The 25,184-nt window shown below is 62.5% G+C and carries 24 protein-coding genes; 9 read left to right on the plus strand and 15 right to left on the minus strand.

Annotated elements, in window-relative coordinates:
* The first annotated feature begins 1 nt into the window (after window position 1).
* Entirely contained in the window at window positions 2-2,080 is a 2,079-nt protein-coding gene (gene recG / locus ACSSU5_RS10270) for an ATP-dependent DNA helicase RecG (RefSeq protein WP_264311003.1), read from the plus strand.
* A 78-nt stretch (window positions 2,081-2,158) separates the two neighbouring features.
* The gene (locus tag ACSSU5_RS10275; RefSeq protein ID WP_264311002.1) at window positions 2,159-3,562 is read left to right on the plus strand and encodes an aminoacyl-tRNA deacylase and HDOD domain-containing protein; all 1,404 of its coding nucleotides are present in this window, start codon (window positions 2,159-2,161) and stop codon (window positions 3,560-3,562) included.
* Between the two features lie 63 nt (window positions 3,563-3,625).
* Here the strand turns inward: ACSSU5_RS10275 and ACSSU5_RS10280 are convergent, their stop codons facing one another.
* The 4 genes from ACSSU5_RS10280 to ACSSU5_RS10295 all read right to left on the minus strand — a co-directional run bounded on the left by ACSSU5_RS10280 (window position 3,626) and on the right by ACSSU5_RS10295 (window position 5,986).
* Window positions 3,626-4,000: a helicase gene (locus ACSSU5_RS10280; protein WP_264311001.1), complete on the minus strand. Its 375-nt coding sequence runs from the start codon at window positions 3,998-4,000 to the stop codon at window positions 3,626-3,628.
* A gap of 148 nt (window positions 4,001-4,148) precedes the next feature.
* Window positions 4,149-4,448: an HU family DNA-binding protein gene (locus ACSSU5_RS10285; protein WP_027592139.1), complete on the minus strand. Its 300-nt coding sequence runs from the start codon at window positions 4,446-4,448 to the stop codon at window positions 4,149-4,151.
* A 188-nt stretch (window positions 4,449-4,636) separates the two neighbouring features.
* Window positions 4,637-5,785, minus strand: a complete 1,149-nt coding sequence (locus ACSSU5_RS10290) for an NAD(P)/FAD-dependent oxidoreductase (RefSeq protein WP_264311000.1) — start codon at window positions 5,783-5,785, stop codon at window positions 4,637-4,639.
* 33 nt (window positions 5,786-5,818) lie between these two features.
* The gene (locus tag ACSSU5_RS10295) at window positions 5,819-5,986 is read right to left on the minus strand and encodes a rubredoxin (RefSeq protein WP_264310999.1); all 168 of its coding nucleotides are present in this window, start codon (window positions 5,984-5,986) and stop codon (window positions 5,819-5,821) included.
* A 170-nt stretch (window positions 5,987-6,156) separates the two neighbouring features.
* Between ACSSU5_RS10295 and ACSSU5_RS10300 the strand changes: the two genes are divergently transcribed.
* Together ACSSU5_RS10300 and ubiA are read left to right on the plus strand one after the other, a co-directional pair.
* Window positions 6,157-6,714, plus strand: coding sequence for a chorismate--pyruvate lyase family protein (locus ACSSU5_RS10300; protein ID WP_264310998.1), 558 nt, complete (start codon window positions 6,157-6,159; stop codon window positions 6,712-6,714).
* Window positions 6,714-7,604, plus strand: a complete 891-nt coding sequence (ubiA, locus tag ACSSU5_RS10305) for a 4-hydroxybenzoate octaprenyltransferase (RefSeq protein ID WP_264310997.1) — start codon at window positions 6,714-6,716, stop codon at window positions 7,602-7,604. The genes ACSSU5_RS10300 and ubiA overlap by 1 nt, the downstream gene beginning before the upstream one ends.
* A gap of 94 nt (window positions 7,605-7,698) precedes the next feature.
* Here the strand turns inward: ubiA and ACSSU5_RS10310 are convergent, their stop codons facing one another.
* On the minus strand, window positions 7,699-8,067 hold the full coding sequence (locus ACSSU5_RS10310; RefSeq protein ID WP_264310996.1) for a COG4315 family predicted lipoprotein: 369 nt from the start codon (window positions 8,065-8,067) through the stop codon (window positions 7,699-7,701).
* Between the two features lie 172 nt (window positions 8,068-8,239).
* Here ACSSU5_RS10310 and phoB point away from each other — a divergent pair, with 172 nt between their 5' ends.
* The 3 genes from phoB (at window position 8,240) to ACSSU5_RS10325 (ending at window position 11,762) form a co-directional block, all read left to right on the plus strand.
* Entirely contained in the window at window positions 8,240-8,929 is a 690-nt protein-coding gene (gene phoB, locus ACSSU5_RS10315) for a phosphate regulon transcriptional regulator PhoB (protein WP_003253341.1), read from the plus strand.
* A gap of 45 nt (window positions 8,930-8,974) precedes the next feature.
* Entirely contained in the window at window positions 8,975-10,282 is a 1,308-nt protein-coding gene (gene phoR / locus ACSSU5_RS10320) for a phosphate regulon sensor histidine kinase PhoR (protein ID WP_264310995.1), read from the plus strand.
* A 139-nt stretch (window positions 10,283-10,421) separates the two neighbouring features.
* Window positions 10,422-11,762 (plus strand): hemolysin family protein, encoded by a 1,341-nt coding sequence (locus ACSSU5_RS10325; RefSeq protein WP_027592132.1) that lies wholly within the window; start codon window positions 10,422-10,424, stop codon window positions 11,760-11,762.
* Between the two features lie 16 nt (window positions 11,763-11,778).
* On the opposite strand, the gene ACSSU5_RS10330 is transcribed toward ACSSU5_RS10325, so the two are convergent.
* From ACSSU5_RS10330 to ACSSU5_RS10365, 8 genes are all read right to left on the minus strand, one after another.
* Window positions 11,779-12,675, minus strand: a complete 897-nt coding sequence (locus tag ACSSU5_RS10330) for a peptidoglycan DD-metalloendopeptidase family protein (RefSeq protein ID WP_264310993.1) — start codon at window positions 12,673-12,675, stop codon at window positions 11,779-11,781.
* Window positions 12,676-12,817: 142 nt separating this feature from the next.
* Window positions 12,818-13,708 (minus strand): response regulator, encoded by an 891-nt coding sequence (locus ACSSU5_RS10335; protein WP_264310992.1) that lies wholly within the window; start codon window positions 13,706-13,708, stop codon window positions 12,818-12,820.
* Window positions 13,709-13,873: 165 nt separating this feature from the next.
* Window positions 13,874-14,644, minus strand: a complete 771-nt coding sequence (gene phoU / locus ACSSU5_RS10340; protein WP_264310991.1) for a phosphate signaling complex protein PhoU — start codon at window positions 14,642-14,644, stop codon at window positions 13,874-13,876.
* 94 nt (window positions 14,645-14,738) lie between these two features.
* Entirely contained in the window at window positions 14,739-15,572 is an 834-nt protein-coding gene (gene pstB / locus ACSSU5_RS10345; RefSeq protein WP_264310990.1) for a phosphate ABC transporter ATP-binding protein PstB, read from the minus strand.
* 72 nt (window positions 15,573-15,644) lie between these two features.
* Window positions 15,645-17,315, minus strand: a complete 1,671-nt coding sequence (gene pstA / locus ACSSU5_RS10350; protein WP_264310989.1) for a phosphate ABC transporter permease PstA — start codon at window positions 17,313-17,315, stop codon at window positions 15,645-15,647.
* Between the two features lie 17 nt (window positions 17,316-17,332).
* Window positions 17,333-19,621: an ABC transporter permease subunit gene (locus ACSSU5_RS10355; RefSeq protein ID WP_492561105.1), complete on the minus strand. Its 2,289-nt coding sequence runs from the start codon at window positions 19,619-19,621 to the stop codon at window positions 17,333-17,335.
* 140 nt (window positions 19,622-19,761) lie between these two features.
* On the minus strand, window positions 19,762-20,760 hold the full coding sequence (locus ACSSU5_RS10360) for a phosphate ABC transporter substrate-binding protein PstS (protein WP_264310987.1): 999 nt from the start codon (window positions 20,758-20,760) through the stop codon (window positions 19,762-19,764).
* Between the two features lie 214 nt (window positions 20,761-20,974).
* Window positions 20,975-22,264 carry an MFS transporter gene (locus ACSSU5_RS10365; RefSeq protein ID WP_264310986.1) on the minus strand — a complete coding sequence of 430 codons (1,290 nt, stop codon included), beginning with the start codon at window positions 22,262-22,264 and terminating at the stop codon, window positions 20,975-20,977.
* Window positions 22,265-22,620: 356 nt separating this feature from the next.
* On the opposite strand from ACSSU5_RS10365, the gene ACSSU5_RS10370 reads away from it, so the two are divergent.
* Window positions 22,621-23,019 (plus strand): acyl-CoA thioesterase, encoded by a 399-nt coding sequence (locus ACSSU5_RS10370; RefSeq protein WP_003253317.1) that lies wholly within the window; start codon window positions 22,621-22,623, stop codon window positions 23,017-23,019.
* A 71-nt stretch (window positions 23,020-23,090) separates the two neighbouring features.
* Window positions 23,091-23,987, plus strand: a complete 897-nt coding sequence (locus ACSSU5_RS10375; RefSeq protein WP_492561106.1) for a D-hexose-6-phosphate mutarotase — start codon at window positions 23,091-23,093, stop codon at window positions 23,985-23,987.
* Window positions 23,988-24,317: 330 nt separating this feature from the next.
* Here ACSSU5_RS10375 and ACSSU5_RS10380 read toward each other — a convergent pair whose 3' ends face one another.
* Both ACSSU5_RS10380 and ACSSU5_RS10385 read right to left on the minus strand, forming a co-directional pair.
* Window positions 24,318-24,887: a DUF3299 domain-containing protein gene (locus ACSSU5_RS10380; RefSeq protein ID WP_264310984.1), complete on the minus strand. Its 570-nt coding sequence runs from the start codon at window positions 24,885-24,887 to the stop codon at window positions 24,318-24,320.
* Between the two features lie 12 nt (window positions 24,888-24,899).
* Window positions 24,900-25,145: a GlsB/YeaQ/YmgE family stress response membrane protein gene (locus tag ACSSU5_RS10385; protein ID WP_264310983.1), complete on the minus strand. Its 246-nt coding sequence runs from the start codon at window positions 25,143-25,145 to the stop codon at window positions 24,900-24,902.
* Window positions 25,146-25,184: the final 39 nt, after the last annotated feature.

Here is a 25,184-nt window from a genome sequence, read left to right on the forward strand (position 1 = left end):
CATGAGTGAGCTGTCGAAGGTCCCGGTCACGGTGCTCAAAGGGGTGGGCGATGCCATGGCGGAAAAACTCGCCAAGGTTGGCCTGGAGAACCTGCAGGACATCCTGTTCCACCTGCCCCTGCGCTACCAGGACCGCACCCGCGTAGTGCCCATTGGCGAGTTGCGCCCGGGGCAGGATGCCGTGATCGAAGGGGTGGTCAGTGGTGCTGACGTGACCATGGGCAAGCGCCGCAGCCTGGTGGTGCGCCTGGGTGACGGCAGCGGGGTGTTGAGCCTGCGCTTCTATCACTTCAGCAATGCGCAAAAAGAAGGCCTCAAACGCGGCACGCACCTGCGCTGCTATGGCGAAGCCCGCCCCGGCGCCTCTGGCCTGGAGATCTACCACCCAGAGTACCGGGCGCTCAACGGCGACGAGCCAGCGCCCCCGGTAGAACAGACCCTGACGCCGATCTACCCGACCACCGAAGGCCTTACCCAGCAACGCCTGCGCCTGCTCTGCCAGCAGAGCCTGGGCATGCTCGGCCCGCGCAGCCTGCCAGACTGGCTGCCCGACGAGCTGGCTCGGGACTACCAGCTGGCGCCGCTGGACGACGCTATCCGCTATTTGCACAACCCGCCGGCCGACGCCGACCTCGACGAGCTTGCCGAAGGCCAGCATTGGGCTCAACACCGCCTGGCCTTTGAAGAGTTACTGACCCATCAGCTGTCACAACAACGGCTGCGCGAGAGCCTGCGCAGCCTGCGCGCCCCCGTCCTGCCCAAGGCCACTCGGCTGCCGGCGCAGTACCTGGGCAACCTGGGTTTCAAGCCGACCGGTGCTCAGCAGCGTGTGGCCAACGAGATCGCCTACGACCTCGCCCAGGCCGAGCCAATGATGCGCCTGGTCCAGGGCGATGTCGGCGCCGGCAAGACAGTGGTCGCCGCACTGGCGGCACTGCAAGCCCTGGAGGCTGGTTACCAGGTGGCGTTGATGGCACCCACCGAGATTCTCGCCGAACAGCACTTCATCACCTTCAAGCGCTGGCTCGAACCGCTGGGCATCGAGGTAGCATGGCTGGCTGGCAAGCTCAAGGGCAAGGCCCGGGCCAGCTCGCTGGAGCAGATCGCCAACGGTGCACCGATGGTGGTGGGTACCCATGCGCTGTTTCAGGAAGAGGTCAAATTCAAGCACCTGGCCTTGGCGATCATCGATGAACAGCACCGTTTCGGCGTGCAGCAACGCCTGGCCCTGCGCAAGAAAGGCGTAGCCGGCGAACTGTGCCCGCACCAGCTGATCATGACGGCCACGCCGATCCCGCGGACCTTGGCGATGAGCGCCTATGCCGACCTCGACACCTCGGTCCTGGACGAGCTGCCGCCGGGGCGTACGCCCGTGAATACCGTGCTGGTGGCCGACAGCCGCCGCTTCGAGGTGGTCGAGCGGGTACGCGCGGCCTGCGCTGAAGGGCGCCAGGCCTATTGGGTGTGCACCCTGATCGAGGAATCTGAAGAACTGACCTGCCAGGCAGCCGAAAGCACCTACGAGGACCTTGGCAGCGCCCTGGGCGAGCTACGCGTCGGCCTTATCCACGGGCGCATGAAGCCTGCGGAAAAGGCCGAGATCATGGCCCAGTTCAAGGCTGGGGAGCTGCAACTGCTGGTGGCGACCACGGTCATCGAGGTGGGCGTGGACGTGCCCAATGCCAGCCTGATGATCATCGAGAACCCCGAACGCCTTGGCCTGGCCCAACTGCACCAGCTGCGCGGCCGGGTTGGCCGGGGCAGCGCGGTGAGCCATTGCGTGTTGCTGTATCACCCGCCGCTGTCGCAGATTGGCCGCGAACGCCTGGGGATCATGCGTGAAACCAACGATGGCTTCATCATCGCCGAAAAAGACCTGGAACTGCGCGGCCCCGGCGAGATGCTGGGAACACGCCAGACCGGCCTGCTACAGTTCAAAGTCGCGGACCTGATGCGTGATGCCGACCTGCTGCCGGCCGTGCGTGATGCCGCCCAAGCCCTGATCGCTCGCTGGCCGGGCCATGTCAGCCCGCTGCTCGACCGCTGGCTGCGGCATGGCCAGCAATATGGCCAAGTGTGACGCCAGTCCCAGAATGGATCCAGATTCGCGGCGGGACTGGTTATACTTCGCGTTTAAAAGAACGAGTGGATACGGACCATGACTGAAGTTGCCCTGGAAACCGCAGCCCCACACGCACCCTCTGTCATCAGGCTGTTGCTCGATAAGGTGGGCGTAGCCTACCGCGAGGTGCTCGAACATCCGCAGTTGCCTGCCGCCTCGCGGGTGCAGGCGGTCCTTCTCGACGACGAGATCGGCGCCCTGATGGTGTTGTTCCCGCACAGCCAGCTGCTTGACCTCAATCGCCTGACCGAACTGACTGGCCGCAAGCTGACAGCGGTGTCCATGCCCCGCCTCAAGCAGATGCTCGACAAGCATCACCTCAAGCGCCTGCCGGGCATTCCGGCGCTGACCAGCTCGCCGTGCCAATACGAAAAAAGCCTGCTCGACTGTGAGAAAGTGCTGATTCAGTCCGGTGAAGCCGGCCTGCTGCTGGAAATCGACCGCGCGAACTTCAAGCGCTTGCTCGCCAAGTCCAGCGCCAGCAGCTTTGGGCAAGAGGTCGAGGCCATCAGCCCAAACCTCGACCGGCCCCATGACGACTCCGACGAAATCACCCAGGCGGTCCAGGCCTTCACGGCGCGACGCATCCAGAAACGCCTGGAAGAAACCATCGAAATCCCGCCACTGGCCGACACGGCGCAGAAGATCATCAAGCTGCGGGTAGACCCCAACGCCAGCATCGATGACATTACTGGCGTGGTCGAGACCGACCCGGCACTGGCTGCCCAGGTGGTCAGTTGGGCGGCATCGCCCTACTACGCCTCGCCAGGCAAGATCCGCTCGGTGGAAGACGCCATCGTGCGCGTGCTGGGCTTCGACCTGGTCATCAACCTCGCCCTTGGGCTGGCCCTGGGCAAGACCCTGAGCCTGCCCAAAGACCACCCGCAGCAGGCCACACCGTACTGGCAGCAGTCGATCTACACCGCCGCCATCATCGAAGGCCTGACCCGCGCCATGCCACGGGCAGAGCGCCCGGAAGCCGGCCTGACCTATCTGGCCGGGCTCCTGCATAACTTCGGCTATCTGCTGCTGGCGCACGTGTTCCCACCCCACTTCTCGCTGATCTGCCGTCACCTGGAAGTCAACCCGCACCTGTGCCACACCTACGTGGAACAACACCTGCTGGGTATCAACCGCGAACAGATCGGCGCTTGGCTGATGAAGCTGTGGGATATGCCGGAAGAACTCTCGACTGCGCTGCGCTTCCAGCACGATCCGTCCTATGACGGCGACTACGCGGCGTTCGCCAACCTGGTGTGCCTGGCGACTCGCTTGCTGCGTTTACGCGGGATTGGCTCGGGGCCACAGGAAGATATCCCCGATGAGCTGCTGGAGCGGCTGGGGGTGACTCGGGAGAAGGCCGAGGATGTGGTGAACAAGGTGCTGGAGGCAGAGACCTTGCTGCGGGAACTGGCATCGCAGTTTCACGCCCCGCATTGATAGCCTGAAACGTCATGCGCAACCCTGGGAGGAGCAGCACACGGCTGCTCCTACAGTGACATATCAGCGCTTTTTCTTCGGTTTTAGGTACTTCATCAAGCCCTGGAACCACATCACCAGCGCCGGATTGCCCTTGATCTGGATGTTTTTGTCCTGGATCCCCTGCATGAAGGCCAACTGCTTGTTGCCCGCCTGCAGCGTGGCAAACCCGTAAGCGGCATCCTTGAACGCAATGGCGAAGGCGGGCTGCGGGTGTGCGCCCCCTTTGCTGCTGATGCGCTCGTCGCTGACGATGAAGTGGCGGGCGATTTTGCCGTCCAGGGTCTGCATCTGGAAAACCAGATTCTTGTCCTTGAGCTGCTGCTTGAACGCCGGGTTGTTACGGCTGGCCCTGGCCATCAACAGCCCCATGGCCCAGAGAAGAAAGCGGAACTTCATCAACGCGCCTCGAATAAAAAATGACTGAGCTGCGCAGTTTATCCTCTTCCAGAACTATTTATGCAAGTTCGCAACATATCCCTACAGAAAGCACAACGGGCGCCCTAGGGCGCCCGCTTGACTGACACTGGGGGTTGTCAGGTGTGGATCACTTGCCTTTCTTGGCAGGCTTTGCAGGCACGTTGACGCTGTCGCGCAGGTTCTTGCCTGGCTTGAAGGCCACGGTGTTGCTGGCCTTGATCTTCACCGGCTCGCCGGTCTGCGGGTTCTTGCCGGTGCGCGCACCACGATGACGTTTTTCAAAGGTACCGAAACCGACCAGGGTCACGGTGTCCTTGTCCAGGGCACCGGTGATGCTGTCGAGAATCGCGTTCAGCACCACGTTGGCCTTTTCCTTAGTCAGATCGGCCTTTTCGGCGATGACAGCGGCGAGTTCTGGTTTGCGCATAGTGAAGCCTCATTGACGGAATTTCTTGTTGTTATGCCGTGCTGCCTCTGGGAGCAGCGCTCAAGGCACCGCAGGCTCTAATCTGCGGCAGACGGGAGTGAGAATGGCACGCCCACCGAGGCCGCGCCAGTATCAGGGCGGCCATTGTGCGAGCAACAACAGGATAAATCCGACAGAACGCCCTCTATTTACGCCATTACCGGGGGTAGTTGACGATTCAGGGCCAGCTTTTCCATTACAGCCGCACCGGTCAGGGCATAGCCCAGCAGCTTGCCGTCGGCATCGTGACAGAGCACCTTGAGGTCGCTGCCCTGCCCTTCTACCTGCCAGTCGCCGTCATGCCCGTGCGGTGGCGGCGATACAACCAGCGGACACGCAGGCGTCTTCACGGTGATCGGCATCGGCCCGTAGCTGACGGCCGTGGGGTTGCCGGCCAGGGTCTGCGCCAAGGCCCGGGCGCAGCTCATCAGCGGCATCACATAAAGCAAGTTGATGCCATCGACCTCGGCACAGTCGCCAAGGGCGTAGATATTGCTGTGGGAGGTGCGCAACTGGCGGTCCACTGCCACGCCGCGGTTGATCTGCAGGCCGGCGGCAGCGGCCAGATCGGTGCGGGGGCGCAAGCCGATGGCTGAAACCACCAGGTCACAGGCGATCACGCTGCCGTCGGACAGGTGCGCTTCAAGGCCCTGTGCCGTACGCTGCAGACGCGTCAACACGGGGCCCAGGTGAAAGCGCACGCCCAGGCCTTCGAGCCCGGCCTGCACGGCAGCGGCGGCAGCGGGATGCAACAGGGTCGGCATGACCTGTTCGCAAGGGGCCACCACATCGACCTGGAACCCGCCCAGGCTCAGGTCATTGGCAAATTCGCAGCCGATCAGCCCGGCGCCCAGAATCAGCACGCGCTGCTTGCCGGCAGCGGCGGCGCGAAAGCGTGCGTAGTCCTCCAGGTCGTTGATCGGGAAGACCTGCCCGCCAGCGTCGCCCTCGATCGGCACCTGCACGGTCTGGGCGCCCCAGGCCAGCACCAGGTCGCGATAGGCCACGGCTTCTTCGCCGATCCATAAGCGCTTGTGGCCGGGGTCGATGCCGCTGATGCGGGTGTGGGTGCGGATTTCCGCTTTGAGCTGCTCGGCCATCGCGCCTGGCTCGGCCATGCACAACCCATCGGCATCCTTGAGCTTGGCAAAACCCATGGAGAGCATGGGCTTGGAGTAGGAACGACCATCGTCGGCGGTAATCAACAGCAGCGGCGTCTCGCCATCGAGCTTGCGAAATTCACGGGCCAGGTTGTAGCCGGCCAGGCCAGTACCGATGATGACTACAGGGGACGTCATGTCGTGCTTTCCTCAGTGGGAACAGGGTTGCGATCAGCCGATGGCGATCATTTCGAAGTCGCTCTTGCCAACGCCGCAGTCAGGGCACAGCCAGTCTTCAGGCACGTCTTCCCACCGGGTGCCGGGGGTGATGCCGTCGTCGGGCCAGCCTTCGGCTTCGTCGTAGATCAGGCCACAGACAATACATTGCCATTTTTTCATGGGTGCGGATTCCTCGTTTCAGGCTCGGGCTTGATGTTGCTGCTGATGGCCCGCAAAGGGTCCGCCGCGCAATCTTTGGGGGCTTTTTACTGGCCCTGCCAGCAGTATGCAAGCAGTCGGGGCAATCATGCTAAGCTCGCCGCCTCTCTGGCTGTAACAAGCATACCGACGTGTCGTACGAATCCCCGCAAGCAGCCGCTGTCGCGTGGCTGCCGTATTCACAGCTGGCGACCGACATCGACCAGCCGACCCTGGACTGGCTGTTCGACGAGGGCTCGCTGACGCGCCGCCTGACCCACCTGTCCCATGACCACTTTTCCGTCACCCCGCTGCTGGAAGGCTGGCAGCCCCTGCGCGATGACGAGTGCCTGGCCCTGGGCATCGCGCCTGGGGCGCAAGGCTGGGTACGCGAGGTGTACCTGCGTGGCCATGGCCAACCCTGGGTGTTCGCCCGCAGCGTGGCCAGCCGCAGTGCCCTTGAGCGCGGCGGCCTGGACCTCGAAACCCTGGGCAGCCGCTCGCTGGGCGAGTTGCTGTTCTGTGATCAGGCGTTCATTCGCCACCCGCTCGAAGTGTGCCGTTATCCACAGGCCTGGTTGCCGGCAGAGGCCCAGCATGATGCGCTGTGGGGCCGACGCTCACGCTTCGAGCGGGACGGCCTGGACCTGCTGGTGGCCGAGGTATTCCTGCCAGCATTGTGGCAAGCGGCCAAGGAGGAAAACCGCTGATGTACCTGCAACTGCTCAAGTCGCTCAACCGCCTGCACCCGCGCGCCTGGGACTTTGTTCAGCTCACCCGCATGGACCGCCCCATCGGTATCTACCTGCTGCTGTGGCCGACCCTGTCGGCCGTGTGGATTGCCGGGCAAGGGTCGCCGACCGTGGCCAACGTGCTGATTTTCGGCCTTGGCGTGGTGCTGATGCGCGCCGCCGGCTGCTGCATCAATGACTTCGCCGACCGCAAGGTCGATGGCCACGTCAAACGCACCGCCGACCGCCCCTTGGCCAGCGGCCGGGTCAAACCCCGCGAGGCACTGGCGCTGTTCGCGATCCTGGTCGGGGTGAGCTTCCTGCTGGTGCTGTGCACCAACAGCCGGACTGTCTGGCTGTCGTTTGGCGCGGTCGCCCTGGCGTTCTGCTACCCCTTCATGAAGCGCTACACCTATTACCCGCAGGTGGTGCTGGGCGCCGCGTACTCCTGGGGGATTCCCATGGCCTTCACTGCTGCCGGGGGCGAACTGCCGGCCAGTGCCTGGCTGCTGTACATCGCCAACCTGCTGTGGACCGTGGGCTATGACACCTACTACGCCATGGTCGACCGGGACGATGACCTGAAGATTGGTGTTAAATCGACCGCCATCCTGTTCGGCGAGGCCGACCGGGCCATCATCCTGACCTTGCAGTTGCTGTCGTTGGGTTGCCTGCTGCTGGCGGGCAGCCGCTTCGAGCTGGGCGGCTGGTTCCATCTGGGGCTGCTGGGGGCTGCCTTGTGCTTTGCCTGGGAGTTCTGGTCGACGCGCAAGCTTGACCGGGAGTCATGCTTCAAGGCGTTTTTGCACAATCACTGGGCGGGGTTGCTGGTGTTTATTGGGGTGGTACTGGATTACGCATTGCGCTGACTCTTCTGGGGCTGCTTTGCAGCCCATCGCGGCACAAGGCCGCTCCCACATGGTCCTGCATACGCCGATCAATGTGGAAGCGGCCCCGCCTATCTCAAGGCTTGGCGACGTGCCAGACGTCTTTCATGCCGTCACCGGTCGTGTCGCCGGCCTTCTTGTCCTTGATGAAGGTGTACAGCGGCTTGCCGTCATAGGCCCACTGCATCGAGCCGTCGTCACGCTTGATCTGCGTCCACTTGCCATCGGCCTTTTCACCATCCATCACCTTCAATGGCGGCCAGTTGGTCGCACACTCGCCATTGCACATCGACTTGCCACCGGCGTCTTTGTCAAAGGTGTACAGCGTCATGCCGGCATGATCGACCCACATGCCGTTCTTTTCCATCGCATGGTGGGCTGAGGCCACCCCCGGAAGCGCCAGCGCAGCGAAAAGGGCCATCCAGCTCAGCGTATGTCGTGTCATTGGATTCACCATTGTTACGGGGGAAATGAGTTCGGATTGCCGCCGCAGCGGCCCCTTGAAGCCTAGTTCAGTCATGGAATGTCGCCAGAACAGCCAATGTCCTGTCACACAGCTGCAATAATTCCGTTATCTAATGCGGGCCAGACACGATTTTCCAGGAGAGGTTTTGAGCATGGTTGGCAGGAACATTCTGATCGTCGACGACGAAGCGCCTATTCGCGAGATGATCGCCGTTGCATTGGAAATGGCCGGCTACGACTGCCTGGAAGCGGAGAACTCCCAGCAGGCCCACGCGATCATCGTCGACCGCAAGCCTGACCTGATCCTGCTCGACTGGATGCTCCCGGGCACCTCAGGCATCGAACTGGCCCGCCGCCTCAAGCGTGACGAGTTGACCGGGGATATCCCGATCATCATGCTCACCGCCAAGGGTGAAGAGGACAACAAGATCCAGGGCCTGGAGGTGGGCGCCGATGACTACATCACCAAGCCGTTCTCGCCCCGCGAACTGGTCGCCCGCCTGAAAGCCGTGCTGCGTCGCACCGGCCCGAGCGACAGCGAGGCGCCAATCGAAGTCGGCGGCCTGCTGCTTGACCCGATCAGCCACCGCGTGACCATTGACGGCAAGCCCGCCGAGATGGGCCCCACCGAATACCGCCTGCTGCAGTTCTTCATGACCCACCAGGAGCGCGCCTACACCCGTGGCCAGCTGCTCGACCAGGTTTGGGGCGGCAACGTCTATGTCGAGGAGCGTACCGTCGACGTGCACATCCGCCGCCTGCGCAAGGCGCTGGGTGAAGCCTACGAAAATCTGGTACAAACCGTCCGGGGCACGGGCTACCGCTTCTCGACCAAGAGCTGACACGCCTGCACGCCTGGCTGCACGTCGTTGTACAAGGACCGTCAATTGAACCAGAACTGGCACGCGACCCTGATTCGCCACCTGCTGCTGCTGATCACTGTCTGCCTGGTCGGCGGGCTGGTCAGCGGTTACTACGGCTGGAGCCTGGCCATCGGCCTGGCACTGTACCTGGGTTGGACCCTCAAGCAGCTGCTGCGCCTGCATGACTGGCTGCGCAATCATCAACCCGACGAGGCCCCCCCGGACGGCTACGGCCTGTGGGGCGAAGTGTTCGACAGCATCTATCACCTGCAACGTCGCGACCAACGCGTGCGCGGTCGCCTGCAGGCGGTGATCGACCGGGTGCAGGAGTCCACCGCTGCGCTGCGCGACGCGGTGATCATGCTCGACAGCGACGGCAACCTGGAATGGTGGAACCGCGCCGCCGAAACCCTGCTGGGTTTCAAGACCCCGCAAGACGGCGGCCAGCAGGTGACCAACCTGGTACGCCACCCTCGCTTCAAGGAGTACTTCGAAGCGGAGAACTACGTCGAACCGCTGGAAATCCCCTCGCCGATCAATGACCGCCTGCGCGTGCAGTTGCACATCACCCGCTACGGCAACAACGAGCACCTGATGCTGGTGCGCGACGTTACCCGCATCCACCAGCTCGAACAGATGCGCAAAGACTTCGTCGCCAACGTTTCCCACGAGCTGCGTACGCCGCTGACGGTGATTACCGGCTACCTGGAAACCTTGCTCGACAACGTCGAGGACGTGAACCCGCGCTGGACCCGGGCCCTGCAGCAGATGAGCCAGCAAGGTTCACGCATGCAAACCCTGCTCAACGACCTGTTGCTGCTGGCCAAGCTGGAAGCCACCGACTACCCGTCCGACAACCTGCCGGTGCCCGTTGATGCCCTGCTGCAATCGATCAAGGGCGACGCCCAGGCGCTGTCCGGGCCGCGCAACCAGCGCATCAGCCTGGAAGCTGCGCCCGGCGTGTGCTTAAAGGGCAGTGAAGCAGAACTGCGCAGTGCGTTCTCCAACCTGGTGTTCAACGCGGTCAAATACACCCCGGACGCTGGCAGCATCCGTATCCGCTGGTGGGCCGATGCCCAGGGTGCGCACCTGAGCGTGCAGGACTCGGGTATTGGCATCGATGCCAAGCATTTGCCGCGATTGACCGAGCGGTTCTACCGGGTCGATTCCAGCCGGGCGTCCAATACCGGGGGGACGGGGTTGGGCCTGGCGATCGTCAAGCACGTGCTGCTGCGCCATCGCGGGCGCTTGGAGATCAGCAGTGTGCCGGGGCATGGGAGTACCTTCACCTGCCATTTTGCGCCGACACAATTGGCTAACGGCAAGGGTTGAGAAGGCTGCGCAGCAGCCCCTTCAAAGCCATCACCCTTTGCTTTTGCAGCTTCAACCGCTACATTGGATCCCCTGTGCCAGCCTGTGCTGGCACTTTTTTTCTCCATTTCTCAAAGACGGACCCCGTAAAAAATCCATCATGGACCCTTCCCCTGGTATCAGCCTCACCTCGTTATTCGCCGATTTCGGCATGATCATCTTTGCCTTGCTCCTGGTGCTGCTCAACGGCTTCTTCGTTGCCGCCGAGTTCGCCATGGTCAAGCTGCGCTCAACCCGCGTCGACTCCATCGCCGAACTGCACGGCTGGCGTGGCAGCATCCTGCGCAAGGTGCACAACCAGCTCGACGCCTACCTGTCCGCCTGCCAGCTGGGCATCACCCTCGCCTCCCTAGGCCTGGGCTGGGTCGGTGAGCCGGCCTTCGCCCACCTGCTGGAGCCGCTGCTGGCCTATATGGGCGTGGACACGCCGGAGCTGATCAAAGGCATTTCGTTCTTCGTCGCCTTCTTCGTCATCTCTTACCTGCACATCGTGGTCGGTGAGCTGGCACCCAAGTCGTGGGCGATCCGCAAACCCGAGCTGCTGTCGCTGTGGACCGCAGTGCCGCTGTACCTGTTCTACTGGGCGATGTACCCGGCCATCTACCTGCTCAATGCCAGCGCCAACACCATCCTGCGCATTGCCGGCCAGGGCGAGCCTGGCCCGCACCACGAGCATCACTACAGCCGCGAAGAGCTCAAGCTGATCCTGCACTCCAGCCGCGGCCAGGACCCGAGCGACCAGGGCATGCGCGTGCTGGCCTCGGCGGTGGAGATGGGCGAGCTGGAAGTGGTCGACTGGGCCAACTCCCGCGAGGACATGGTCAGCATCGACGCGCACGCCCCGCTGAAGCAGATCCTGGCACTGCTGCGCCGCCACAAGTTCAGCCGTTACCCGGTCTACGACGCCGAGCGCGAAGAGTTCACCGGCTTGCTGCACATCAAGGACTTGTTGCTGGAGCTGGCCGAACTCGACCACCTGCCCGAGACCATCGACCTCGAAGACCTGGCCCGGCCGTTGGAGCGGGTTTCCCGGCATATGCCGCTGTCGCAATTGCTTGAGCAGTTCCGCAAGGGTGGCGCGCATTTCGTGCTGGTCGAGGAAGCCGATGGCAAGGTGATCGGCTACCTGACCATGGAAGACGTGCTGGAAGTGCTGGTCGGCGACATTCAGGATGAACACCGCAAGACCGAGCGCGGCATCCTCGCCTACCAGCCGGGCAAGCTGCTGGTGCGCGGTGACACGCCGCTGTTCAAGGTCGAGCGCCTGCTGGGTATCGACCTGGACCACATCGAGGCAGAAACCCTGGCTGGGTTGGTCTATGAAACGCTCAAGCGCGTTCCTGAGGAAGAGGAAGTGCTGGAAGTCGAAGGCCTGCGCATCATCATCAAGAAGATGAAAGGGCCGAAGATCGTGCTGGCCAAGGTGCTGAAGCTGGATTGACCCTGTGCCCCATCGTTCAGGGGTTGCCTGCGGTAAAGTCAGGCAGCCCGCTGATCGGCCGGTCGAATTGATACGGAATCGACTCCAGCGCCAACCCCACGTTGCGCTGCACCACAAAATGCAGGTGCGGCCCGCTGCTGTTGCCGGTGTTGCCCGACTTGGCCAGCACCTGCCCCTGCTTCACGCGTTGCCCCTCGCCCACCACCACCGAACCGCGCATCAGGTGCAGATACACGCCCATGGTGCCGTCCGCGTGTAAAATCCTGACGAAATTGCCCGATGGGTTGCTGCCGCGTCCGGTCTGGTTGTTCTCTGCCCTCACCACCACGCCTTCGCGTGCCGCGATGATGGTCGTGCCTTCGGGCATGGCGATATCCATGGCGTAGCGCCCTTTGGGGCCAAAATGGCTGAAGCGGCCATTGGGCCCCTGGCTCACCCGAAACGGCCCGCCAAGCCACGGGAAGGCGTAGCGAAAACCCAGCGGCCGCTGCCCTGGATCACCCATGGCTTGCAGCAGCGTCGAGCGGTAACCAAGCATGGTGCCGGGCCTGCCCCTGAGCACGCTGAGCATTTGCGTTGAATGCGCCGGCAGCAATCTGCGCACGATACGCGGCGCATCGCCGCCCTGCGCGTTGATCAGCTTGTCCAGGTGTAACTCGACTTCCACCGCCACGTGCAGCTCATTGCGTGCAGAGAAGCTCACACCACCGTCGAAGGTTTTCGCGTTCAGGCGCACCTGGCCATCCTGCTGCTCGACCATCGGCTCGCGCAACACCAAGGGCTTGGCGCCTGGGCCTGGCCGATCGGAATAAGAGACCACCCCGGAGGCATCGGTGATCTTGTAGAGGGTCACGCCCAGGCTCGACGCCGAGGCCATGAGCAATGCACAAAACAGCAGCAGGCGGGCGGGCATGATAGTGGCTTTTTGACAGTTATGATCTGTCGAAGCCTAGCAGCCGGTTTAGCGGGGGATATGACAGTTGGTCGGATGGTGAGTACGCATCCTGTAGAAGCAGCCTTGTGCTGCTTCTACAGGAACCGCGCCTGGCTGACTATCAGGCGCCAGGTGTGAAGTGTTTCTGCGCCGTGCCGCGGGCAATCAGCCGCGACAGGTAGTCGAGCTTCTGCGCATCCTGATCGACGAACTTGAACGTCAGTTGCAGCCAGTCGCTGTCTGGCTTGGGCTCCAGCGCCGCAACGGCATGCAAGTAACCGTTCAGGCGCGCGACTTCGGCGTTTTCGCCTTGCTCCAGGTCCAGTACCGCGCCCTCCAGCACTTGCGGCAACGCCTCACTGCGACGGACCACCAGCAACGCTTCCTTCAGGCTCAACGCCTTGATCACGCAAGGCTGTGGCCCGCTGGACAGGCGCAACTGGCCTTGGCCACGGCCAGAGGGGGCGGCAGCGGGCGGTACCGGTGCATTGAGCAACGGCTTGACCGGCGCGGCAGCGGGCGCCGCGACCTTGGCGGCTTCAGGCTTGCCGCCAGTCAGCGCACTCAGCGAATCGTTGGCAAACGCCGAATTCACCCGCGCAGGCCCAGTGGCCATCAGGCTGTCGAGCTTGCCGATCTTGGTCAGGGCCTTCTTCACCTTGGTCAACAGCTGCTCATTGGTGAACGGCTTGCCGACGAAGTCGGAAACACCGGCCTGGATGGCCTGGATCACGTTCTCCTTGTCGCCACGGCTGGTCACCATGATGAACTGCAGGCTCTTCAGCGCAGGCTGCTGACGGCACCAGCTGAGCAGCTCCAGGCCCGACATCTCCGGCATTTCCCAGTCGCACAGGACCAGATCGAACGGCTCCTTGCCCAACATGGCCATGGCCTTGCGACCGTTGACCGCATCGTCGATGACCATGCCCGGAAAGGCATTGCGCAGGCACTTCCTGACCAGATCACGGATGAACGGGGCGTCATCCACGACCAGTACATTGACTTTACTCATCGATACTCCTCTTGAATCCCGACTAGCCTACCGGCAAGTAATGGCTACTTGCCATAACTGCGCGTGTAGCGGGACTTCTTCACACCGTTCGCGGGTGCCTGGTGGCTGCTCGACCGCAAACGAAAACGCCCGGCCTAGGCCGGGCGTTGATGCTCGGGAGCAGTACTATTTATCGTCCGGTTCAGCCGGAACATTAGCGGTTTCAGCATCGATGCCGGCGGTGCCCTGCACTTCTTCTTTCATGCGCTTGAGGCCCAGGTGGCGCACGTCGGTGCCGCGCACCAGGTAGATCACCAGCTCGGAAATGTTGCGCGCGTGGTCACCGATACGCTCCAGCGAACGCAGGGCCCAGATGACGCTCAACACCCGCGAGATCGAACGCGGGTCTTCCATCATGTAGGTCACCAGCTCGCGCAGGGCGGTCTTGTACTCGCGGTCGATGGTCTTGTCGTACTGCGCCACCGACAGCGCCAGGTCGGCATCGAAGCGGGCAAAGGCGTCCAGCGCATCACGGACCATGTTGCGCACCTGGTCGCCGATGTGGCGCACTTCGACATAGCCGCGTGGCGACTCGCCTTCTTCGCACAGCTGGATGGCACGGCGGGCGATCTTGGTCGACTCGTCGCCGATGCGCTCCAGGTCGATCACCGACTTGGAGATGCTGATGATCAGCCGCAGGTCGGACGCCGCTGGCTGGCGGCGGGCGAGGATGCGTACGCATTCCTCGTCGATGTTGCGCTCCATCTGGTTGATCTGCTCATCGACCTCGCGCACTTGCTGGGCCAGGCCCGAGTCGGCCTCGATCAGCGCGGTAACCGCGTCGTTGACCTGTTTCTCGACCAGGCCGCCCATGGCCAGGAGGTGGCTGCGCACCTCTTCGAGCTCGGCGTTGAACTGCTGGGAGATGTGATGCGTAAGGCTTTCTTTGTTGATCATCGTTTCGCTCCGCGAAAAAGCTGCAAGCCTCAAGCCGCAAGCTTCAAGTCGTTCGTGTTATCCCTTGGCCCCGGGCCTGCGGCTGGCAGACCGACTAGCCGTAGCGACCGGTGATGTAATCTTCGGTCTGCTTCTTCGCCGGGTTGGTGAACAGGGTATCGGTATCCCCGAATTCGACCAGTTTGCCCATGTACATGAACGCGGTGTAGTCCGAGACGCGCGCCGCCTGTTGCATGTTGTGGGTCACGATGACGATGGTGTACTTGGATTTCAATTCGTAGATCAGCTCTTCGACCTTCAGCGTCGAGATCGGGTCCAGTGCCGAGCACGGTTCGTCGAGCAGCAATACTTCTGGCTCCACGGCGATGGTACGGGCAATCACCAGACGCTGCTGCTGGCCACCGGACAGGCCCAGGGCCGAATCGTGCAGGCGGTCTTTGACCTCGTCCCACAGGGCCGCGCCCTTCAGTGCCCATTCGACCGCTTCGTCGAGGGTGCGCTTTTTGTTGATGCCCTGAATGCGCAGGCCGTAGACGACGTTCTCGTAAATGGTCTTGGGGAACGGGTTCGGCTTCTGGAACACCATGCCCACGCGACGGCGCAGCTCGGCCACGTCCTCGCCCTTGCGGTAGATGTTGGTGCCATACAGGTTGATGGCGCCATCGACGCGGCAACCGTCAACCAGGTCGTTCATGCGATTGAAGGTACGCAGCAGGGTCGACTTGCCGCAGCCGGACGGGCCGATGAAGGCGGTCACGCGCTGCTTGGGGATATTCATGCTGACGTCGAACAAGGCTTGCTTGTCGCCGTAGAACAGGCTCAGGCCCGGTACTTCAATGGCCACGGTCTCTTCGGCCAGGCGCAGGCTCTGCTTGTCGCGGCCCAGGGCAGCCATGTCGATGCCGTGGGTATGGGATTCGTGCTGCATGGTCAACTCCATACGCTATCAATTCGTTTCAAAGGGCCGCCCGGCTGGCAGGCGGCACGCTTGTCATCAGGATCAGTGGTCGAGGGCCTTGTACTTCTCGCGCAGGTGGTTACGGATCCACACCGCCGAGAGGTTGAGGGTGGCGATCACCAGCACCAGCAGCAGCGCGGTGGCGTACACCAGCGGCCGTGCGGCCTCGACGTTAGGGCTCTGGAAGCCGACATCATAGATGTGGAAGCCCAGGTGCATGATCTTCTGGTCCAGGTGCAGGTACGGGTAGTTGCCATCGAGTGGCAACGACGGTGCCAGCTTCACCACACCCACCAGCATCAGCGGCGCCACTTCACCCGCGGCGCGGGCCACGGCGAGGATCATGCCGGTCATCATGGCCGGGCTGGCCATCGGCAAAACAATCTTCCACAGGGTCTCGGCCTTGGTCGCGCCCAGGGCCAGGGAGCCCTCACGCACGGTGCGTGGAATACGCGCCAGACCTTCTTCGGTGGCCACGATCACCACCGGCACCGCCAGCAGCGCCAGGGTCAGCGAGGCCCACAGCAGGCCCGGGGTACCCAGGGTCGGTGCCGGCAGTGACTCGGGGAAGAACAACCGGTCGATCGAGCCGCCCAGTACATAGACGAAGAAGCCCAGGCCAAATACGCCGTAGACGATCGCCGGTACACCCGCCAGGTTGTTCACCGCGATGCGGATCAGGCGGGTCACCGGGCCCTGTTTGGCGTATTCGCGCAGGTAGACTGCAGCCAGCACGCCGAACGGGGTCACGATCACGGCCATGATCAGGGTCATCATCACGGTACCGAAGATAGCCGGGAAAATACCGCCCTCGGTGTTGGCTTCACGCGGGTCGTCGCTGAGGAACTCCCAGACCTTGGCGAAGTAGGTGCCCATCTTGGTCAAGCCGGACATGCCGTTCGGCTGGATGGCGTGCACCACCTTGCTCAGGTTGATCTCCACTTCGCGGCCATTGCCGTCGCGGGCCACCAGGCTGTCACGGGAGAACGCCTGATGCAGGCCGCTGAGGCGGTCTTCGATGGCTTTGTAGCGGCTGTTCAACTCGGCCCGTTCGGCGTCCATGTCGGCCTGGGCGGCGGCGTCGAGCTTGCCGTTCAGTTCCAGCTTGCGGCTGTGCAGACGCAGGCGCTCAAGGCCATGGTTGATGGCGCCGATGTCTTTCTTCTCAAGTTGCTGCAGCTCGCCGTTGAGCTGGTTGGCGCGCTTGAGGCGGGCCTGCAGTTCGTTCCAGGCGGCAGGGCCTTCGGCAACCACGCGGCCTTCTTCCTTGACGCTGACCAGGTAGCCGTAGAAGTTGCCCCACTCGCGGCGCTCCAGCGCCATCAGGTCGGCCGGGCGTTGTTCGTCGACCAGCCAGTCGCCCACTACCCAGGTGAAGTCGCTGCCGTTGAGGTCGCGGTTACCGACCTTGATCAGCTCACGGGTCATGAACTCCGGGCCTTGCTCAGGTACCGGCAAGCCGGCACCTTTGAGGCGGGCACGGGGCACTTCTTCTTTTTGCACCACTTCGCCGACGACGATGTGATCAGCCTGGCCCGGCACCTTGTAGGTGGCCTGGACCAGGTCGGCCGGCCAGAAGTGGCCCAGGCCGCGCACGGCGATGACCGACAGCAGACCGATGGTCATGATCACCGCCATGGCAACCGCGCCACCGCTGATCCAGACACCTGGGGCGCCGCTCTTGAACCAGCCTTTGAGGGAATCCTTTTTCACGGATCTCTACCTTTCTATCAAAGCGACGAGTATTTCTTGCGCAGACGCTGGCGAATCAGCTCGGCCAAGGTGTTCATGATGAAGGTGAACATCAGCAGTACGAGAGCCGCCAGGAACAGCACGCGATAGTGGCTGCCACCGACTTCCGACTCCGGCATCTCCACCGCCACGTTGGCGGCCAGGGTGCGCATGCCTTCGAACAGGTTCATCTCCATCACCGGGGTGTTGCCGGTGGCCATGAGCACGATCATGGTCTCGCCCACCGCTCGGCCCATGCCGATCATCAGCGCCGAGAAGATACCGGGGCTGGCGGTGAGGATGACCACGCGGGTCAGGGTCTGCCACGGCGTTGCACCCAGGGCCAGGGAGCCCAGGGTCAGGCTGCGTGGCACGCTGAACACGGCGTCTTCGGCAATCGAGTAGATGTTCGGGATGACCGCAAAGCCCATGGCGATACCGACTACCAGAGCGTTGCGCTGGTCGTAGGTGATGCCCAGGTCATTGGAGATCCACAGGCGCATGTCGCCGCCGAAGAACCAGGTTTCCAGGTAAGGGCTCATGGTCAGGGCGAACCAGCCGGTGAACAGGATCACCGGGATCAGGATCGCCGCTTCCCAGCCATCCGGCACGCGCAGGCGGATCGACTCCGGCAGGCGGCTCCAGACGAAGCCAGCCAGCAGGATGCCAAACGGCATCAGCAGGAACAGGCTGAACACACCGGGCAGGTGGCCTTCCAGGTACGGCGCCAGGAACAGGCCGGCGAAGAAGCCGAGGATCACCGTCGGCATCGCTTCCATCAATTCGATCACCGGCTTGACCTTGCGGCGCATGCCAGGGGCCATGAAGTAGGCGGTGTAGATGGCGGCGGCAATGGCCAGCGGGGCTGCCAGGATCATCGCGTAGAACGCAGCCTTCAGGGTACCGAAGGTCAGCGGCGACAGGCTCAGCTTGGGCTCGAAGTCGGTGTTGGAAGCGGTCGACTGCCAGACGTACTTGGGCTCGTCATAGTTCTCGTACCAGACCTTGCCCCACAGCGCGCTGAAGGAGACTTCCGGGTGCGGGTTCTTCAGGCTCAGCGGCAACAGCTTGCCGCCTTCTTCGATGATGATGCGGTTGGCACGCGGCGACAGGGCCAGGATGCCAGCGCCTTCTGCTGCCGGCTCGACCAACAGGGTGCGGTGCGCGGTGCTGTGGAACACACCAAGCTTGCCTTCGGCGTCCAGGGCGATGAAGCCCTTGCGGCGCTCTTCGGCATCGATCTGGACGATCGGCGCATTGGCCATCTGGAAGCTGCGGATCAACTTGAAACGCGACTCGCCATCGGGATCACGGGCCATGAACCACTGGTTCAAGCCACCTTTGGAGTCACCGAAGATCAGCGAGATACCGCCAACCAGCTGGCCGCTGGCAGTGATCTCGGCATTGCCATCTTCCAGCAGCTTGTAGCGGCCGTTGAGGCTTTTGTCACGCAGGTTGAAGACGTCGGCGGTGGCACGGCCGTTGACCACGTACAGCCATTGCTGACGCGGGTCGACATAGATGGCCTTGACCGGCTCGGTCATCTGCGGCAGGTCGATACGGTTCTGCTCGCTGGTGACCTCGCCGGTCATCATGTTCTCTTCGCGGGTCAACTGGGTGACCTGCAGGTGCGAACCGGTGGAACCCGCCAGCAGCAGGGTTTCGCCGTTGACGTTGACACTCACGTGCTCCAGGGCGCGACCCTCGTCGTCAAGCACGAACGCGTCCTTGCCGTAGGGGTAGTCGATGCCTGGGGTGATGGTCTTCTTGTTGTCCGGGTAGGTGATCTTGTAGGTGTGGTGGAACACCAACGCCTGACCGTTGGACAGACCCAGCACAACCAGCGGGCTACCCGGCTGATCGGTGCTGATCGAACTTACCTGGGTACCGGCCGGCAGCGGCAGGTCGACGCGCTGCAGCTCGGCACCGGTCTTGGTGTCGAAGAACAGTGCCTGCCCCTTGTCGGAAACCCGCATGCCCACCAGGTTTTGCTCTTCAAGCGCGATCATCAGCGGCTTGCCGGCATCCTGTTGCAGCCAGGTTGGCTGCAGGGCCTTCTTGCTGGTCAGCTCGGCGCCCTGGAACAGCGGCACCACCACGTAGGCCAGGTAGAAGAAAATCAGGGTAATTGCCGCCAATACGGCAAGCCCGCCCACCAGTACATACCAGCGGGTCAGGCGGTCCTTGAGCGCACGTATGCGGCGCTTGCGTTGCAACTCGGGCGTATTGAAATCAATCCGCACGGGTTGGGAATTTTGGGTCATGGTGGAGTTGGCCAGATCATTCATGCGCACACCCTAGCGGTCCCGTATGACAAAAACATGACAATGCAGTGACGCAAGAAAGCCCGACGCTCAGGGCTCCTGGCTTCGGACTGAGAATTCGTGGAAGAGGCCGGGGCATCGGCACCGGCCGCTTCCTCAGTTACTTACTTCTTTGCGACGTTACCGGCGTGGGACAGGCCCAGGTCAGCCAGGGTCTTGTCGACCACTTTGGCCGGCAGCGGGATGTAGCCATCCTTCACCACGACCTGCTGGCCAGCTTGCGACAGCACCAGCTTGATGAACTCGGCGTCCAGCGGGGCCAGAGGCTTGTTCGGGGCTTTGTTGACGTAGACGTACAGGAAGCGGGACAGCGGGTACTTGCCGTTCAGGGCGTTTTCTTCGTTGTCTTCGATGAACTCGCCGCCGTCTTTCTTGGCCAGGGGTACGGTCTTGACGCTGGCGGTCTTGTAGCCGATGCCCGAGTAGCCGATGCCGTTCAGCGAGGAGCTGATCGACTGCACGACCGAAGCCGAGCCAGGCTGTTCGTTGACGTTAGGCTTGAAGTCGCCTTTGCACAGGGCTTCTTCCTTGAAGTAGCCGTAGGTGCCCGATACCGAGTTACGGCCGAACAGCTGCACTGGCTTGTTGGCCAGGTCGCCGGTCACGCCCAGGTCGCCCCAGGTTTTGACATCGGCCTTGGCGCCGCACAGGCGAGTGGACGAGAAGATCGCATCGACCTGAGCCATGGTCAGGCCCTTGATCGGGTTGTCCTTGTGGACGAATACAGCCAGGGCGTCAACGGCGACCGGGATGGCAGTCGGCTTGTAGCCGTACTTCTGCTCGAAGGCCTGCAGCTCGACGTCCTTCATCTTGCGGCTCATCGGGCCCAGGTTGGCGGTGCCTTCGGTCAGCGCGGGTGGCGCGGTGGAGGAGCCGGCGGCCTGGATCTGGATGTTTACGTTCGGATATTCCTTCTTGTAGGCCTCGGCCCACAGAGTCATCAGGTTGGCGAGGGTGTCCGAACCGACGCTGGAGAGGTTGCCCGAAACACCGGTGGTCTTGGTGTAGGTCGGGATTGCTGGGTCGACAGCGGCTACCGCATTGGCGGTGGCAACGCCAGCGGCGGCAAAGGTAAGGGCCGCCATCAAACGCTTCAGTTTCATGCCTTGCTCCTAGCAGGAATATTTGGGGTGTTGGATGGATCGGGCCCAAGTATCTGCAGGCCGCATGAATACGATATGACTTCAATGTGACAATTGGATGAAAGGCCATCACCGGTCGCCCGGGATGGCCTTTTCAAGATGTTGCAGAGGCGTGGGTTAATAGGTCAGGTCTCTTCGCAGGCACGCCCGCGAGGCGCCAATTGAAGCCAGCCGATCAGCGCTTCTTGGCGAACAGATAAAGGCCCACGAGCAGACCGACGGCACACAGCCCCGCCACATAATAAGCCGGCGCCATCGGGCTGACCTTCAGCAGTGCGGTCACCACCATCGGCGTCAACCCGCCGAAGATGGCGTAAGCCAAGTTGTAGGAGAACGACAGGCCGCTGAAGCGCACCACCGGCGGGAACGCCTTGACCATCACATAAGGCACGGCACCGACGATACCCACGCACAAACCGGTCAGCGCATACAGCGGAAACAGCAGGTCGGGGCGGGTCGGCAGGCTGTGGTAGAAGGTCCAGGAGCTGGCCAGCAGCAGCAGGCTGCCGACGATGAACACGCGCCCGGCGCCAAAGCGGTCGGCCAGGCTGCCCGCAACGATGCAGCCGAAGCTGAGCAGGACGATGGCGAGGCTGTTGGCCTTGAGCGAGTCGGTCGGGCTGATCTGGTAGAAGCTCTGCAACAGCGCCGGGGTCATCAGGATCACCACCACGATGCCGGCCGACAGCAGCCAGGTCAGCAGCATCGACAGGACGATCGCGCCACGGTGGTCACGCAGCACCGCACGCAGCGGCAACTCTTCGGCCAGGGCCTTGCGTTGCTGCATCTCGGCGAACACCGGGGTTTCGTGCAACCAGCGGCGCAGGTAGACCGAGAACAAGCCGAACACACCGCCCAGCAAGAACGGGATACGCCAGGCGTAATCGGCAACTTCACCGGGGGTATAAACGCTGTTGATCAGGGTCGCCACCAGCGACCCGAGCAAAATGCCCGAGGTCAGGCCAGCAGTCAGGGTGCCGCAGGCGTAGCCCGTGTTGCGCGCCGGTACGTGCTCGGAGACGAACACCCAGGCACCCGGCACCTCACCACCAATCGCCGCGCCCTGGATCACGCGCATCAGCAACAGCAGCACAGGCGCCCACAGGCCAATCTGCGCGTAGGTCGGCAGCAGGCCCATGATCAAGGTCGGCAGCGCCATCATGAAAATGCTCAGGGTAAACATCTTCTTGCGCCCAAGCAGGTCGCCGAAGTGCGCCATGACGATGCCGCCCAGCGGCCGCGCCAGGTAGCCGGCGGCGAAGATGCCGAAGGTTTGCATCAGGCGCAGCCATTCAGGCATGTCGGCCGGGAAAAACAGCTTGCCGACCACCGTGGCGAAGAACACGAAGATGATGAAGTCGTAGAACTCCAGGGCACCGCCCAGCGCGGACAGTGAAAGAGTCTTGTAGTCGCTGCGGGTCAGCGGCCGCGAAGGCTGCTCGATACTGCTCGGCACGGAGGTCATCGATCTTTCTCTTGTAGGTCATGCAGGCCGCTTGGCGTGCGACTTCTGGATTGGTAGACGAGCGAAGATAGCAAATTGCCGAGCCACGCCGAAAGCGATACAAAAACCATACAGATATTCATGAAAGCGCGGTCGTCGCTGGCCGTTATGCTCTATATACTGAGCATTCGTAGGAAAAGGTTGCTCCTAGCGTGGGATGTTGTGCGAAAACGCCGGTCTGCATGTCAGGCGGTTTCGCAGAGTTTCCCTACGGCCGCCCAGTGAAACGAAATCGGCGTAGTATGTTTCCAGCTGAATCGTTTACCCGGCCTTTGCGCCACACCAACGAAAGCGTCACGGGTCAGAGGCCCCATCGCATGATTGAGCTCGAACAAGAAGATCCAATCCCGCAAGGCGACCTGGCCTTGCAGATCACCGCACTCCCTCGTGAGACCAATGGTTTTGGTGACATTTTTGGCGGCTGGCTGGTCGCCCAGATGGACCTGGCCGGTACCGCCATGGCCAGCCGTGTCGCGGGCGGGCGAGTGGCCACGGTAGCCATCGATCGCATGGCCTTTCTGGTCCCGGTAGCCGTGGGCGCACAGCTTTCGTTCTATACCCAAACCCTGGAAATCGGTCGTAGCTCGATTCAGATGATGGTCGAAGTCTGGAGCGACGATCCGCTGTCCAGCGAATGGCGCAAGGTGACCGAAGCGGTCTTCGTCTTCGTTGCCATCGATGGCAGTGGCCGCACCCGCTCCGTGCCTCGTCGCTAGGCCTCGCCAGCGGTAAACTCATTGCATGTGCCCGGGTCCAAGGCCCATAGGCAATCAATGAGACGAACGCAATGGCTACCTTCAAGGTCGACACCGAGCAACACGGCGAACTCAACTGCTGGCGCATCACCAGCGAGCATGCCGAACTACTGATCGCCCAACAGGGCGCGCAGATCCTCAGCTACCAGCGTGTGGGCGAGCCGCCGCTGTTGTGGCTGAGCGATCAAGCCATTTTCCGCCAGGGTAAATCCGTGCGCGCCGGGGTACCGGTGTGCTGGCCGTGGTTTGGCAATCTGCAGCGTAACCCCGAGGCCGTGCAGGCCATGTACCACGGTGAACAAGCGCCCGCTCATGGGCTGGTGCGTGGCTGCGACTGGCAGTTGAACGGGGCCGAACAGGTTGGCGATGCCATTCAGATCGAGTTCGAGCTGCCCGCGGCTCAAGGTGACTTGCCCGGCTGGCCGCATGAGGTCGAGCTGAAGCTGCTGATCGAGTTGGGCGAACAGCTGAAGGTGACGCTGACCAGCTACAACCTGGGCAGCGACAACGTGACCATCAGCCAGGCCCTGCACAGTTATTTTGCTGTCAGCGATGTGCGCCAGGCGCGGGTCGAGGGTGTGGACGGGTTGAGCTACATCGAGACCCTGGCCGACTGGGAACAGCGCAAGCAGAAAGGGGCACTGGAATTTGCCGGGGAGACCGACCGGATCTACCTTGCTACCCCGCAAACCCTGAGCATTGTCGACCCGCATTGGGCGCGGCGGATTACCTTGACCAGCAGTGGGTCGCGCTCGGCGGTGATCTGGAACCCTTGGACCGAGCGGGCCAAGGAGTTGCCGGACATGGCGGATGACGGCTGGCAACGGATGCTCTGCATCGAGACCGCGAATGTGTGGGATGACGTGGTGGAGCTGAGGCCTGGGGCGACTTGCTCGCTGAGTGTCAGTATCGGCAGTGAAGTGATCTGAGCCTTACGGTGACTTTGCCGGCCTCTTCGCGGGGCAAGCCCGCTCCCACAGTGACTACGCAATGCTCAGAACTGTGGGAGTATCGGCAGTGAAGTGATCTGAGCCTTGCAGTGACTTTGCCGGCCTCTTCGCGGGGCAAGCCCGCTCCCACAGTGACTACGCAATGCTCAGAACTGTGGGAGTATCGGCAGTGAAGTGATCTGAGCCTTGCAGTGACTTTGCCGGCCTCTTCGCGGGGCAAGCCCGCTCCCACAGGATCATCATAGGTCCCGAGCATTACAGGACCTGTGGGAGCGGGCTTGCCCCGCGAAGAGGCCGGCACAGACCCACTCAGAGGTCAGCGTCCTCCACCACCCTCACCTTCTGCGCATCCAGCGCATAAGCCGCATCCGCCAGGTCGTTGTTGACCTTCTCCACCTTCAGCGCCCCGCTGACCCACAGCGGCGTGTAGATGTCGTCGATCTTCAGCCCCTTCGGATAACGCACCAGTACCAGCTGGTTCGGTGGCGGGGGCGGCACGTGGATGCAGGCACCTGGGTACGGCACCAGGAAAAACAGTGTGCTGTTGCCCTTGGCATCACTCTCCAGCGGCACCGGGTAACCGCCCAGGCGGATCTGCTTGCCGTTCATCGCCGCCACGGTCTTGGTCGAATACATCACCGCCGGCAAGCCTTTGCTCTGCTTGAGGCCGCCCTTGTCGGTGAAGGTGCCCATGGCCTCCGGCGAGTTGTGGTCGATTTCAGGCATCTGCTCAAGGGCCTTCTGGTCCGACTTGGGCATCAGCGCCAGCCAGTCGGTTTCAGGCAGCTCGGCACGGGCCAGGGTGCTGGCCAGAAGCAAAGGGATGAGGAATAAGGCACGCATGGCAATGCTCGGCAACTCGGATGAATTGCCGGGCATTCTAACCAGTATTCAGCGTTTCTTGATGAATCCGTAGATCACCAGAAGGACGACGGCCCCCACCAGTGCACCGAAGAATCCTGCGGCCTGCCCAGCCTGATAGATCCCCAGCGCCTGTCCGCCATACGTGGCGATCAAGGAGCCGGCAATACCCAGCAGAATGGTCATGATCCAGCCCATGCTGTCGTCCCCTGGCTTGATGAAGCGCGCCAGCAGCCCGACGATAAGGCCGATGAAAATGGTCCCGATGATGCCCATGGCAATCCCTCTGCAGTGAAGATGGAACAAGCCAAAGCC

The sequence above is a fragment of the Pseudomonas sp. E1MeOHC2 genome, assembly GCF_058745025.1.

Coding starts and splice junctions, on each gene's coding strand:
- ACSSU5_RS10275 (WP_264311002.1), top strand. CDS start 2,159: ATGACTGAAGTTGCCCTGGAAACCGCAGCCCCACACGCACCCTCTGTC.
- ACSSU5_RS10335 (WP_264310992.1), bottom strand. CDS start 13,708: ATGAGTAAAGTCAATGTACTGGTCGTGGATGACGCCCCGTTCATCCGT.
- ACSSU5_RS10285 (WP_027592139.1), bottom strand. CDS start 4,448: ATGCGCAAACCAGAACTCGCCGCTGTCATCGCCGAAAAGGCCGATCTG.
- phoU (WP_264310991.1), bottom strand. CDS start 14,644: ATGATCAACAAAGAAAGCCTTACGCATCACATCTCCCAGCAGTTCAAC.
- ACSSU5_RS10365 (WP_264310986.1), bottom strand. CDS start 22,264: ATGACCTCCGTGCCGAGCAGTATCGAGCAGCCTTCGCGGCCGCTGACC.
- ACSSU5_RS10385 (WP_264310983.1), bottom strand. CDS start 25,145: ATGGGCATCATCGGGACCATTTTCATCGGCCTTATCGTCGGGCTGCTG.
- ACSSU5_RS10370 (WP_003253317.1), top strand. CDS start 22,621: ATGATTGAGCTCGAACAAGAAGATCCAATCCCGCAAGGCGACCTGGCC.
- ACSSU5_RS10280 (WP_264311001.1), bottom strand. CDS start 4,000: ATGAAGTTCCGCTTTCTTCTCTGGGCCATGGGGCTGTTGATGGCCAGG.
- ACSSU5_RS10295 (WP_264310999.1), bottom strand. CDS start 5,986: ATGAAAAAATGGCAATGTATTGTCTGTGGCCTGATCTACGACGAAGCC.
- ACSSU5_RS10375 (WP_492561106.1), top strand. CDS start 23,091: ATGGCTACCTTCAAGGTCGACACCGAGCAACACGGCGAACTCAACTGC.
- ubiA (WP_264310997.1), top strand. CDS start 6,714: ATGTACCTGCAACTGCTCAAGTCGCTCAACCGCCTGCACCCGCGCGCC.
- phoB (WP_003253341.1), top strand. CDS start 8,240: ATGGTTGGCAGGAACATTCTGATCGTCGACGACGAAGCGCCTATTCGC.
- pstB (WP_264310990.1), bottom strand. CDS start 15,572: ATGCAGCACGAATCCCATACCCACGGCATCGACATGGCTGCCCTGGGC.
- ACSSU5_RS10310 (WP_264310996.1), bottom strand. CDS start 8,067: ATGACACGACATACGCTGAGCTGGATGGCCCTTTTCGCTGCGCTGGCG.
- ACSSU5_RS10380 (WP_264310984.1), bottom strand. CDS start 24,887: ATGCCCGGCAATTCATCCGAGTTGCCGAGCATTGCCATGCGTGCCTTA.
- ACSSU5_RS10290 (WP_264311000.1), bottom strand. CDS start 5,785: ATGACGTCCCCTGTAGTCATCATCGGTACTGGCCTGGCCGGCTACAAC.
- ACSSU5_RS10325 (WP_027592132.1), top strand. CDS start 10,422: ATGGACCCTTCCCCTGGTATCAGCCTCACCTCGTTATTCGCCGATTTC.
- ACSSU5_RS10355 (WP_492561105.1), bottom strand. CDS start 19,621: ATGAATGATCTGGCCAACTCCACCATGACCCAAAATTCCCAACCCGTG.
- ACSSU5_RS10360 (WP_264310987.1), bottom strand. CDS start 20,760: ATGAAACTGAAGCGTTTGATGGCGGCCCTTACCTTTGCCGCCGCTGGC.
- recG (WP_264311003.1), top strand. CDS start 2: ATGAGTGAGCTGTCGAAGGTCCCGGTCACGGTGCTCAAAGGGGTGGGC.
- ACSSU5_RS10330 (WP_264310993.1), bottom strand. CDS start 12,675: ATGCCCGCCCGCCTGCTGCTGTTTTGTGCATTGCTCATGGCCTCGGCG.